The sequence below is a fragment of the Collimonas sp. genome, assembly GCF_035566375.1.
Classification (GTDB): Bacteria; Pseudomonadota; Gammaproteobacteria; order Burkholderiales; family Burkholderiaceae_D; genus Collimonas.
The window spans coordinates 1-11,231 of the sequence record NZ_DATMRK010000053.1; the positions used below are offsets into that span (position 1 = coordinate 1).

13 protein-coding genes are annotated in these 11,231 nt (G+C 55.5%); 9 read left to right on the forward strand and 4 right to left on the reverse strand.

Features of this window, described 5'->3' with window-relative positions:
- Positions 1-133: 133 nt before the first annotated feature.
- Positions 134-1,075 carry an amidohydrolase family protein gene (locus tag VNZ60_RS17805; protein ID WP_325661459.1) on the reverse strand — a complete coding sequence of 314 codons (942 nt, stop codon included), beginning with the start codon at positions 1,073-1,075 and terminating at the stop codon, positions 134-136.
- A gap of 162 nt (positions 1,076-1,237) precedes the next feature.
- Between VNZ60_RS17805 and VNZ60_RS17810 the strand changes: the two genes are divergently transcribed.
- The gene (locus VNZ60_RS17810; protein ID WP_325661461.1) at positions 1,238-2,146 is read left to right on the forward strand and encodes a LysR substrate-binding domain-containing protein; all 909 of its coding nucleotides are present in this window, start codon (positions 1,238-1,240) and stop codon (positions 2,144-2,146) included.
- Between the two features lie 371 nt (positions 2,147-2,517).
- Positions 2,518-2,790 carry a ribbon-helix-helix domain-containing protein gene (locus VNZ60_RS17815; protein ID WP_325661482.1) on the forward strand — a complete coding sequence of 91 codons (273 nt, stop codon included), beginning with the start codon at positions 2,518-2,520 and terminating at the stop codon, positions 2,788-2,790.
- A 104-nt stretch (positions 2,791-2,894) separates the two neighbouring features.
- On the opposite strand, the gene VNZ60_RS17820 is transcribed toward VNZ60_RS17815, so the two are convergent.
- A complete protein-coding gene (locus tag VNZ60_RS17820) occupies positions 2,895-3,203 on the reverse strand; it encodes a panthothenate synthetase (protein WP_325661463.1) in 309 nt (102 codons plus the stop codon).
- A gap of 143 nt (positions 3,204-3,346) precedes the next feature.
- Between VNZ60_RS17820 and VNZ60_RS17825 the strand changes: the two genes are divergently transcribed.
- Positions 3,347-4,102, forward strand: coding sequence for a hypothetical protein (locus VNZ60_RS17825; RefSeq protein WP_325661464.1), 756 nt, complete (start codon positions 3,347-3,349; stop codon positions 4,100-4,102).
- A 109-nt stretch (positions 4,103-4,211) separates the two neighbouring features.
- Here VNZ60_RS17825 and VNZ60_RS17830 read toward each other — a convergent pair whose 3' ends face one another.
- Positions 4,212-4,994: an SDR family NAD(P)-dependent oxidoreductase gene (locus VNZ60_RS17830; RefSeq protein ID WP_325661466.1), complete on the reverse strand. Its 783-nt coding sequence runs from the start codon at positions 4,992-4,994 to the stop codon at positions 4,212-4,214.
- A gap of 103 nt (positions 4,995-5,097) precedes the next feature.
- Between VNZ60_RS17830 and VNZ60_RS17835 the strand changes: the two genes are divergently transcribed.
- Positions 5,098-5,490: a hypothetical protein gene (locus VNZ60_RS17835; RefSeq protein ID WP_325661468.1), complete on the forward strand. Its 393-nt coding sequence runs from the start codon at positions 5,098-5,100 to the stop codon at positions 5,488-5,490.
- Positions 5,491-5,540: 50 nt separating this feature from the next.
- Positions 5,541-5,912 (forward strand): helix-turn-helix domain-containing protein, encoded by a 372-nt coding sequence (locus VNZ60_RS17840; RefSeq protein ID WP_325661470.1) that lies wholly within the window; start codon positions 5,541-5,543, stop codon positions 5,910-5,912.
- Positions 5,913-6,208: 296 nt separating this feature from the next.
- Here the strand turns inward: VNZ60_RS17840 and VNZ60_RS17845 are convergent, their stop codons facing one another.
- Complete coding sequence (locus VNZ60_RS17845) at positions 6,209-7,135, reverse strand: LysR family transcriptional regulator (protein ID WP_325661472.1); 927 nt, start codon at positions 7,133-7,135, stop codon at positions 6,209-6,211.
- 91 nt (positions 7,136-7,226) lie between these two features.
- On the opposite strand from VNZ60_RS17845, the gene VNZ60_RS17850 reads away from it, so the two are divergent.
- From VNZ60_RS17850 to VNZ60_RS17865, 4 genes are read left to right on the forward strand one after another with little or no spacing between them, the layout of a single operon-like run.
- On the forward strand, positions 7,227-8,462 hold the full coding sequence (locus VNZ60_RS17850; RefSeq protein WP_325661474.1) for an acyl-CoA dehydrogenase family protein: 1,236 nt from the start codon (positions 7,227-7,229) through the stop codon (positions 8,460-8,462).
- Positions 8,459-9,526 carry a phosphotransferase family protein gene (locus VNZ60_RS17855; RefSeq protein ID WP_325661476.1) on the forward strand — a complete coding sequence of 356 codons (1,068 nt, stop codon included), beginning with the start codon at positions 8,459-8,461 and terminating at the stop codon, positions 9,524-9,526. Before VNZ60_RS17850 ends, VNZ60_RS17855 begins: the two co-directional genes overlap by 4 nt.
- Positions 9,523-10,233, forward strand: coding sequence for a histidine phosphatase family protein (locus tag VNZ60_RS17860; RefSeq protein WP_325661478.1), 711 nt, complete (start codon positions 9,523-9,525; stop codon positions 10,231-10,233). The genes VNZ60_RS17855 and VNZ60_RS17860 overlap by 4 nt, the downstream gene beginning before the upstream one ends.
- A 36-nt stretch (positions 10,234-10,269) precedes the next feature.
- Positions 10,270-11,040 carry an SDR family oxidoreductase gene (locus VNZ60_RS17865; protein ID WP_325661480.1) on the forward strand — a complete coding sequence of 257 codons (771 nt, stop codon included), beginning with the start codon at positions 10,270-10,272 and terminating at the stop codon, positions 11,038-11,040.
- Positions 11,041-11,231: the final 191 nt, after the last annotated feature.

An 11,231-nucleotide genomic window follows, 5' to 3' on the forward strand; every position in this document is an offset into this window, starting at 1 on the left:
TGTTTTTTGGGGGGGGGGGGGGATGCAATAGCCCGCTATCGGCGGCAAATGCAGACATTCAAACATGCGCCAACATCAGTAAAAAACGCCAACATTTGGTGAATGTTGGCGTCTTGGTTCTTACCATCGACGTCTAAGCAAGACGAGGGAAAAGCAATTTTGCGCTGGCGTTGTTGATCGCAGCCAATTGCCCAGGCTTATAGGCATCGTAGCGGTCAAGTTTATCGGTGAACGACGCACCGACAGACTGCGGCGCATAAGGATAATCACTACCAAACAACACATGACCCGGCTTGGCAAACGCCAACAGGCTTGGCAAGGCGGCAGGTCCGCTGGACAGCGCCGTGTCGAAATAAAATTGTTGCAGGTCGTCCAGTAAACATTCAACCGAGCGACTTGGATCAAGCGCGCCATGCACTAACTCCCCGACGCGGTGCGAGATGAAAGGCAAGAAGCCGCCTGCATGAGACAGGATGACTTTCATCTTCCGGAACTTCGCCATATACCCAGTCATGACCATCTGTACTGCGGCGCGTGTTGTATCGTACGGATAATCCATCAAGGGGCCGGGCATGCCCGGCAGCATAGCAATCGCAGGCTTGGCGGGATGGACGAAAACGACCGCCTCACGGCGATCCAACTCTTCCCATACCGGCTGAAAACGCGGATCTCCAAGATAGACATCACCATAGTTCGACAACACACCGACGCCGTCCGCCTTCAGAACGTCCAGACTATAGGCGATTTCTGCCAATGCTGCGTCGACATCCGGTAACGGAAGCACGGCGAATCCCCCGAACCGTTGTGGGTTGTCCGAAACAAGCGTGGCCAGATAGTCGTTGATATCGCGTGCCATACCGGGACGAGCTTGAGCCTGCCACGCTTCTACGCCGGGTGCTGTCAACGAAAGCACGCCAGTGGCGATGCCTAGGTCATCCATCATCGCAATGGCAGATTCCGGTGTCCAGTCCGGGCTTTTCCAGCCAGACGGATCGCCGCCGCGTTCAAGTAAGCCTTCTGCCCAAAAGGGGGGAATGACGTGTTGGTGTACATCGATGCGTGCTGGGGAATTCATCTTTACTCTCCTGAAATTGATTAAGGCCGCGCTAACTGAGTTGCCCGTTTTGAAATCAGGCAACCATGTGCGACAGGTTCACCTTAATCCTCCGTCAATCATGTGACAAATAGATTGATTTGATGTATTAATCATTAAAACTGATCAATCAAAGGATAAAAAATGGAGCTACGCCATTTGCGGTATTTCGTTGCCGTTGCGGAAGAGTTGCATTTCGGCAAAGCCGCCGAGAGATTGCATATTGTCCAGCCAGCATTGAGCATGCAGATTCAGTTGCTGGAAAAAATGGTCGGCGCGCAGCTGTTCAAGCGTACCAGCCGACGTACGGAACTAACGGAAGTCGGCAAGCAATTTCTTCCTGAAGCAAGGCGTGCGCTTTCTCAGATTGATCGTGCGCAACGGATCGTGGAACGTGCCGGCCGCGGCGAGACCGGTAGCGTTGCAATTGGATTTGCGAGCAACGCAGCCTTCGTCGGCATCCTGTCTGAGGTCATCCGTGTTTTTCGCCAGACGCGCAGCGACGTTGAGATTGTCTTACGTGAATTATCGCCTCGCGTGCAGGCCGAGGAGATATTACAGGGCACACTAGACGTCGGACTCGGAGCGCCGTTTTCGCGCTCATTTTCGAATGATCTTAGCGTGACCGTGATCCGCCGCTCGCCCTGGATGCTCGCAATGTCATCGGACCACTCTCTGGCGAACCAAAAGAAGATCAAGTTTGAATCCCTATCTGGAGAACCGTTTATTCTGTATTCCGAGTCTGCATCCGACGATGAACAACTGGCGGTGTTACGGCGGCTTATCGGAACTGAGCCGAAGGTGTCCTACCGTTTAACAAACAACACGAGCATCATGACCATGGCGGCCGCAGGCGCCGGACTGGCACTGGTGCCATCCTCACTCAGCCAAATCGTCTTTGGCGGACTCGTCTACCGCCCTGTTGAGCGTACCTCGGAACAGGCTGAACTTGCGATGTTCTGCCGTCGTAAGGAAGAAACACCGACGGTGCTGGCTTTCATGGATTCTGTATTGAGAGTCTCGAACCAAAATGCGATTCTGCCTTCACGATAAAAAGTTCATGGCAATACTACGCAACATATTCAATAAACCGGTGTAGTTTGGATAGAACATAGCGCGCCATCGGATAGACCCCACGCGCCGTCAGTTAATAGTATTGAGGTCCGGCAGTAAACGTATAGGTTCTCCTGACGTAGTTAGCTGGCGAAGGTCCGGTATCGGGAAGCATCAATGACGGCTCAGGGTCGCGTGCTGCCAGTCATGAATGAATATTGAGTGGCGGGTTTCAGTCTGATACAGGCCGTCGGCGTTGAATAATCGACCGCCCGCTACGCGCCGATTTCACTTCTTCACGTGTGGGACAGTTCAGATCAAATCCCATAGGGTGATAGGATTTGATCCTATTCGCTCAATAGAGGCCCATGATGCGGACTACCCAGCAATTCAGCATCACCCTGCCGAACGAGATGGCAGAGATTGTTAAAAGCAAAGTCGCGGCTGGCGACTACGCCACCGAAAGCGAGATAATCCAGGATGGTTTGCGAGCTCTGATGGCCCGCGACCGGGCCGTGGACAGTTGGCTGCAGCAGACTGTGGGGCCGGCCTACGATGCGCTGAAGGCTGACCCGGCGCGGGCTGTCAGTGTTGATCAGGTGCGGGCAGGGCTTGTAGCTGAACATAAGAAGGCCATTGCATAAGCGTAAGCCGGCTCATCGTCATATTTACGGCAGAAGCGCAGGAGCAACTGGCCGCGCTGTACGCTACTTCGAGATTGCCCTGCGCAGCCGTTGTTACAGACGCCCTAAAAAGCCCACTTTCTGCCCAACTCTTCAAGCCCGGCTTTTTTCAAGTCTTCCGGCGTCATGACGATTCTTAATTCCACATTGGCATTGAAGGTCAGAAACCATGGTTCCGCGAGCATGGGGATTTTCGATGGGTCGTCGAGATCAACGATCAAGAGGGCAGTTCGCTGGCCATGTTGTTCCGTGAAGTAAGTCGCTTCCGGTTTTAACTCTTCCAGAATCTGCCCCATTTTCTTGCCGGCAGAGCCGTCCCTGACAGCGGCGTTAAATTCTGCGTTAGGAAATTTGACATTCAATAGCATTCGCATGATTGCCTCCTTAGAGATTTTATTTAAGAACTTCCTTGTCAAAGGTTTTGCTTAGCTCCCGCAAAGCTATTTTCCATTCTAGGTTTTTCGGCTAAATTAGCTACCGGTCATTTCGAACTAATCTGCTTGCTTTCAGGAATCAAATGGCTTGCGTCATTCCCAATGCATCACCGTTCGCCGTACCCGGCACCGATCGCCAACTCACTGCCGCCGACAAAGCGGCTCGCATTCATGTTCGCCATCCGCAACGCCGCTGTCGCCACATGATCGACGGCTTACAAATGATTAAAGGAACGTTGTTGCTTACGCTGGCTTTAGTTAGTGGCGCTGCATCATCTGCAACCGTTTTTGATGGCTATTCAGCGTATTACAGCGGCTTGGAAAGAACACTATTCAAGGAAAAGTCCTCCACCAAGTTCACGGGGATGAAAAATCAGTCTCTCTATTGGGAAGGCCATAGATTCCGTCTTAATCACGCAACAATTTTCGCGAATGAAACCGCAACGGACGAGGACTTGGGCTTGGACCCACGAGCGTATAAATACGCCTCCTACGCGTGCGCAGAGGGCATTGCCGCATCGGCTAGCGGTACAGCGGGTCGTCATCAGTCAGTGTACCTAATTGACATGAGCAATCTTAGTAAGCCGAAGTTGTACAAGCTGCCTAGCCTCTTTGCTTCTTGTTTGGGAATTCGTTTTGATAACCAGAAGCGGGTAGCTTTCGACAAGGCGTCGTACACATATGACGCAGGAGCAGATCGACCGTCAGGTGTCGCATTTCAAGAGTATGTAATAGACAAGGGAAATTTCCAGCCTGCCGGCCGCACTGTTAGATTGCGGTTCACAGAGCCGGATAACGTCTATAAGTTCTCAATCGAATCATCAACACCAAAGCAATAGGTCGGCAGGACTCTGAAAATTCAGCATCACCTGCCGAACCAGATGTGAATCGGTTCAACGTTATACGGCTGAGCCGAAATGATCATCAGCTTGCATCACTCCCGACGCGTTACCGCCCACCGTATCCCGCATCAATCACCAACTCGCCGCCGCTGACAAAGCGGCTCGCATCCGACACCAGATACAAGATCCCAGCTGCCACATCCGTAGCCGAACCCCGGTTCGTCAGCATCCGCAATTCGGCGGTATCGGTCAGCGCTTGAGTCAGGTCGCCTTTCTGGCGCATGGCCGCCGCCAGCGCTGGTGGCCGCACCACACCGGGATAAATCGAATTGACACGGATGTTATGCGCGGCATAGCGGATCGCATTCATGTTCGCCATCCGTAGCGCCGCCTTCGCGACATGATCGGCAGCTTCTTGCCGCTCACCATCCATCCCGCACAGCGACAGCACATTGACGATGGAGCCGCCACCGGCCCGCTCCATTGCGGGTATCACGTGTTTACTACACAGAATGCTGCCGTGGACATTGGCCTGCATCGCTTTTTCCCATTGTTTGATCGATAGCCCCTGAGCCGACGGATTGTCGGCATCGATGCCGGCGCTGTTAATCAGGATATCGATGCGGCCGAAATGCGCTTCGACGGCTGCCATCACTTTGCGCACTGCATCGCCGTCGCTGACATTCAATTTCCAGAATTTTGCCTTGCTCTGCCGGTTGTCGAGCAGGCCGGCAATGGTGCGGCCCTCACCCTCGCGTATATCCAGAATCGCCATACGCGCCCCGGCGGCGGATAGCGCGCAGGCGATGTGCAGCGCCATGCCTCGCGCTGCGCCGGTGACGAGGGCGACTTTGTTTTTGAGAGGGAAGTAATTTGAAAGTTGGTTCATCGCGCGGTCCTTGTGATTGTCGTAATGGCATCTTCAATATAAAGCAATTCTTTATATTTATAAAGTATTGATCTACATCAACATCTGCATAGACACTAAAGCAATGATTGATAGAGCCAAAAATGCCAACAGGGTATTAGCCCAAAAAATTGCCGAAGCTATCAAGGAGAGCGGCAAGTCGTCCACGATGATTGCAACCGAGGTAGGTGTCAGCCCGCAAGCCGTGGTTGGTTGGAAAGCTACGGGCAGTATTGCCAAAGACACGCTTGTACGATTCGCACACGCCGTCGGCAAACATCCGCTTCACTTCATGGAGATAGATGAAAATGCGTCAGGACTAGATGAGCGCACCAAACATTTAAGTCCAAAGGCAAGACAATTAATTGAGGAAATCATTCAAGCCGAAGAATTGGGCAAGAGTTCGCCGCAATTAATTGAAGCACTCACAAAAATGCTGCATGTCGCCATGATGAGCATGGATCACGCAAAAAAATAATCTGATGGCATTGCAACCACGCTTTAGTGACCTGTAAGCGATCTTTAACGATGGCAAATAATTATGGAGCGCGACTCGCAGAGGCTTTGCGATTAGCCCAAAAGGAAAGACAAGATCTCGCGGACGGCATCGGCGTAAGTGTGCAGGCAATTGGGCAAGTGATCGCCGGTAAGACGAAAGCGCTGACCGCAGAAAATTCAGCGCTTGCTGCAATATTCCTGGGGGTTGATATGTTTTGGCTCGCCACCGGAATAGGCGATGCAAAGACGATGACTATGCCTCCCAGGCAATGGCCATTTCGCGTCAGCATAGAAGCCTTCCTTGCTGTCCCGGAAGAAGAGCAGAACCGCATCGGTGAATATGTCGAATTCTGCGTCAACAAATGGCATGCGGCTCATCCAACAAAGAAACAAAAAGCTTGATTTCAGAAGCAAGTAATTAATGCCCAGAGTGTCGGCGTCGAGCCTCCAAAGTAGGATGTCGAGCCTCAGAGGCGGGACGTCGAACTTCTGAAGCAGGACATCGAACTCCAGAAGCAGACGGTCGAGCTTATCGAAGCAGGACATTGAGCCTTCGAAGCAGGCGGTCGAACCTCCGAAGCAGGCCATCGAGCCTCCGAAGCAGGACATCGAACCTATCGAAGCAGGCCATCGAGCTTCCAAAGCAGAACGCCGAACCTCCGAGCCGCTTCTTCATCATTTATTACGCGATTAGAACCCTACTCACCCGCCGCCAATCGCCCCTGTTCAGGAAACACCTGCCCCAACACCCCCCGCAACCACCGATTAGCCGGATCCATCTCAGCATTCTCATGCCAATACAAATACACATCCAACGGCGGCGTCGGCAGCGGTAGCGGATAGATCCGATTCGGCAGGTTGATGTTGGCGATGTGGGCGTAATGTTCAGGCATGGTGGTCAGCAGATCAGAGGCGCTGACTACCTGGCAGGCGGCGTAATAGTGCTGGCAGCGTAGGCCGACATGGCGCTGGCGGCCGATGCGGGCCAGTTCTACATCTTCAACGCCGGGGCCGGTGCGGCGCGAGGATACCAGGATGTGGCTTTGCGCCAGATAGGTTTCCAGATCGAGGCCGTTCTGCAGCGCCGGATGATCCTGGCGCGCCACCACCACCAGCGCATCGCGCGATAAGGGTGTGCTGCGGATTTCCCCAGGCCGTTGCAGCAAGACATCGACGGCGATGTCCAGCGTGCCGGCCGCCAGTTCCGATTCCAGTTGGCGCCGCTCGACCCGCACCGAATTGATTTCCACCATCGGCGCCTGGGTTTGCAGCAGCTGCATCAGCGGCGGCAGCAGCCGCGCTTCCAGCACGCCGGGCAGGCCGAGGTTGAAACTGCGGCGGCTGCTGGCCGGATCGAACTGGTTGCCGTGCTTGACGCTGATTTCCAGCGTTTGCAGCGCTTGCCGCACCGGGCCGATCAGCGAACGCGTCATCGGCGTCGGCAGCATGTTGCTGCCTTGGCGGATGAACAGGGGATCGCCCAGCAGCTCGCGCAGGCGCGCCAGGGCGTGGCTGACGGCCGGCTGGGTCAGGCTGAGCGCCTTCGCCGCGCGGGTGATGTTGCCTTCGGCGTAGATCGTGTCGAGCACCACGAACAGGTTGAGGTCGATGCGGCTGATATGCATGAGATTAATTGTTATCTATGTAAATCATTCATTTGATGAATTATAGCCCTTGCGGCACACTTCTCAGACTGATAAACAGTCGAGGAACACCATGGATTTTGCCTACTCTCCCCGGGCTCGCGAATATATAGCCCGGCTCAATGCCTTCATGGCCGAGCATGTGTTGCCGGCTGAAGCCGAGTATTTCAGCCAGCTTAAGCGCGGCCCGCTGCCGTGGAATGTGCCGCCGGTGATGCAGGTCTTGAAAGCCAAGGCCAAGGAAGCGGGTTTGTGGAATCTGTTCTTGCCGGATGAAGAATTCGGCGCAGGGCTCAGCAATACCGATTACGCGCCGCTGGCGGAAATCATGGGCCGCTCGTTTATCGCGCCGGAAGTCTTCAACTGCAATGCGCCCGATACCGGCAATATGGAAGTGCTGGCCAAATACGGTTCGCCGGCGCAGCAGGAGCAATGGCTCAAGCCTTTGCTGGCGGGTGAATACCGCTCGGCGTTTTGCATGACCGAGCCGGAGGTCGCCTCCAGCGACGCCACCAATATGCGTGCTACCGCGCTGGTCGAGGGCGATGAGGTGCTGCTCAATGGCCGTAAATGGTGGAGCACCGGCATCGGCCATCCCAATTGCAAGTTCGTGATCTTCATGGGTTTGACCTATGCCGACGGCCCCAAGCATGCGCGCCATTCGATGGTGATCGTGCCGATGGCGACTGCGGGCGTGAAGATCGAGCGCATGCTGCCGGTGTTCGGCGCTCTGGATGAACCTTACGGCCACGGCGAAGTCAGTTTCACCAATGTGCGGGTGCAGCTGGCAAATGTCATCGCCGGGCCGGGGCGCGGTTTTGAAATCGCTCAGGGCCGTCTCGGACCGGGTCGTATCCATCACTGCATGCGGGCCTTGGGTGCGGCTGAAGTAGCGTTGGAAATGCTATGCAAACGGGCTTTGACGCGCACTGCTTTCGGCAAGCCGCTGGCCGATCTCGGCGGCAATGCCGACATCATCGCCAATGCCCGCATGGCGATCGAGCAATCGCGCCTGCTGACCTTGAAAGCGGCGTGGATGATGGATACCGTCGGCCCCAAGGCGGCGATGAGTGAAATCTCGCAAATCAAGGTGGTGGCGCCGAACGTGGCGCAACTGGTGATCGATCAGGCGATCCAGATCCACGGCGGCGCCGGCGTTTGCGACGACTTGCCGCTGACAGCCTTGTTTGCTTACGCCCGGGTGTTGCGCCTGGCGGACGGGCCGGATGAAGTGCACCGCGCCTTGATCGCCAAGCTGGAGTTGAAAGCGCAAGCGGCCAAGGCTTCTGTGCAAGGAGTAGCAGCATGACGCTGATCGACCAAGCCGGCGCAGTGCGCAGCGGTGAAGAGCTGGATGTGGCAAAGATTGCCGCTTTTCTGAAAGGCGTCGATGGCAGTCTTGAGGGTTTACCAACGGTGAGCCAGTTTCCGGGTGGCGCCTCGAACCTGACCTATTTGCTGACTTACCCGAATCGTGAATTGATCCTGCGGCGGCCACCGTTCGGCGCTAAAGCCAAATCGGCCCATGACATGCTGCGCGAAGCCAACATCATGGCGGAACTGAAACCGGTCTATCCCTATGTGCCAAGCGTGTTCGCGACTTGCCAGGATCGCGCCGTGATGGATAGCGATTTTTATGTAATGGAGCGGCTGCGCGGCATCATCCTGCGCGACAAATTGCCGGAAGGCCTGGTGCTGAGCGAGGCCGATACGCGCCAGCTCTGCCTCAACGTGATCGACAAGATGATCGCCTTGCATCAGGTAGATTATCAGGCTGCCGGCTTGACGCATCTGGGCAAGGGCGAGGGTTATGTGCAACGCCAGATCAGCGGCTGGAGTGAGCGTTACCGAAAGGCGCGCACCGATGACGCGGTGGATTTTGAAGAGGTGATGCGCTGGCTGCACGACAAGATGCCGGCTGCCGACGTTGCCACCTGTCTGATCCACAACGATTTCCGTTTCGATAATGTGGTCCTCAATCCAGAGAACCCGCTAGAGGTCGTCGGCGTATTGGATTGGGAAATGGCGACCCTCGGCGATCCGCTGATGGATCTCGGCAATACGCTGGCCTACTGGGTGCAAGCCGACGATGAGCCGCAGTTCAAACAGATGCGACGCCAGCCGACGCATCTGCCGGGCATGTTGACGCGCAAGGAAGTGATTGCCTATTACGGCGCAAAGACCGGCTACCGCACCGATCATTTCGACTTCTACGAAATCTACGGCCTGTTCCGGCTGGCCGTGATCGTGCAGCAAATCTACTATCGCTTTCATCACGGGCAGACCAAGAATCCGCAATTTGCATTCTTTGTCCATGTCACTAATTACCTGGAACAGCGCTGCAAGAAATTGATTGCGCAATCGACGATATGAGCAGCATCTATCTGGTGCGGCATGGCCAGGCCAGCTTCGGCGCCGCCGATTACGACCAGTTGTCGGAACTGGGTGTGCGCCAGTCCGCGTTGCTGGGGCAGTGGCTGGTAAAGACCGGTCAGGATCAGAATATGCCGTTGCTGGTCACCGGCAGCCATCGGCGTCATCAGCAGAGCAGCAAGGCCTGCCTGGAAGCCATGCCGGCAACTACGGCGGAACGTCAGATCTTGCACGATCCCGGATTCGACGAATTCGATCACCGGCAGGTGCTGCTACGTTACATGCCGCAGTTTGCGGATCACGCGGTGTTCGCGGAATACATGGCGCAGCAGGAACCGCGCGGACGTGCGTTTCAAAAGGTATTTGCCAAGGCGGTGGCGCGGTGGGTTAGCGGTGACTTCGATAGCGACTACAGTGAACCGTGGCCGCTGTTCAAGCTGCGCTGCAGCGACGCTTTGGCGCGGCTGCAGGAGCGTCTCGGTCAGGGGCAATCGGTCTGGGTGTTTACTTCCGGCGGTCCGATCAGCGTGATTTGCCAGCAATTGCTGGCGATTCCGGATCGGCAGGTTTTCGAATTGAACTGGTCGCTGGTGAACACCGGCGTGACCAAATTATTGTGCCGCCCGGGGCGCGTCAGCTTGAGTTACCTGAACAGTTTTGCGCATTTGGAAAGCGCGTGTGATCCCGGCTTGGTGAGCTATCGCTGAGCTACCTTATATCGACCAATGAACGGAGACAGAGACATGACAAGTACAGCCATTTTTGATCTTAAGGGCAAGATAGCGCTGGTGACCGGCGCCAGCCGCGGCATCGGCGCAGCGATTGCCAAAATCCTGGCGCAGCAGGGTGCGCATGTGATCGTCTCCAGTCGCAAGGCAGAGGCCTGCGACAAAGTGGTGGCCGAGATTCAGGCCGCCGGCGGATCGGCTGAGACCATCGCTTGCCACATCGGCGAGATGGCGCAGATCGAAGCCTTGTACCAGGCGATAGGCAGCAAGCACGGCCGCTTGGATATTCTGGTGAATAACGCCGCCGCCAATCCGCATTTCGGGCCGATAACCGAGACCGATGTCGGGGCTTTTCAGAAGACCGTCGATGTGAATATCCGCGGCTATTTTTTCATGTCGTCGTATGGCGCCAAGCTGATGGCGCAAGGCGGCGGCGGGGCGATTGTCAACGTCGCCTCGGTGAATGGCGTCACGCCTGGCGTGTTCCAGGGTATCTACTCGATTACCAAGGCCGCAGTGATTTCGATGACCAAGGCCTTCGCCAAGGAATGCGCGGCCAGCGGCGTGCGCGTCAATGCTTTGCTGCCGGGTTTTACCGAGACCAAGTTTGCCGCAGCCCTGATCGACAATCCGGCGATCTTGAAACAGGCGCTGCAGCATATCCCGATGAATCGCGTTGCCCAGCCGGATGAGATGGCGGGAGCGGTGTTGTATCTGGTTTCGCCTGCGGCCACTTACACCACGGGCGTTTGTTTGAATGTCGACGGTGGTTATCTACTGAACTAAACAATCCTAACGCAAGAGTCATCTGGGGTCAGAGTCAACTTTCGCAGTGATTCATCGCGAAACTTGACTCTCGTATATTGAGCATACCGCATCGGCATCGGATAATCGGGATGTAGAAGCGGTCGGGCAGAGTGATGCCGATTAGACTGAGTGCAGTTAAGCACGTGGGTCAGATAGGTGCCTCTGCCTGT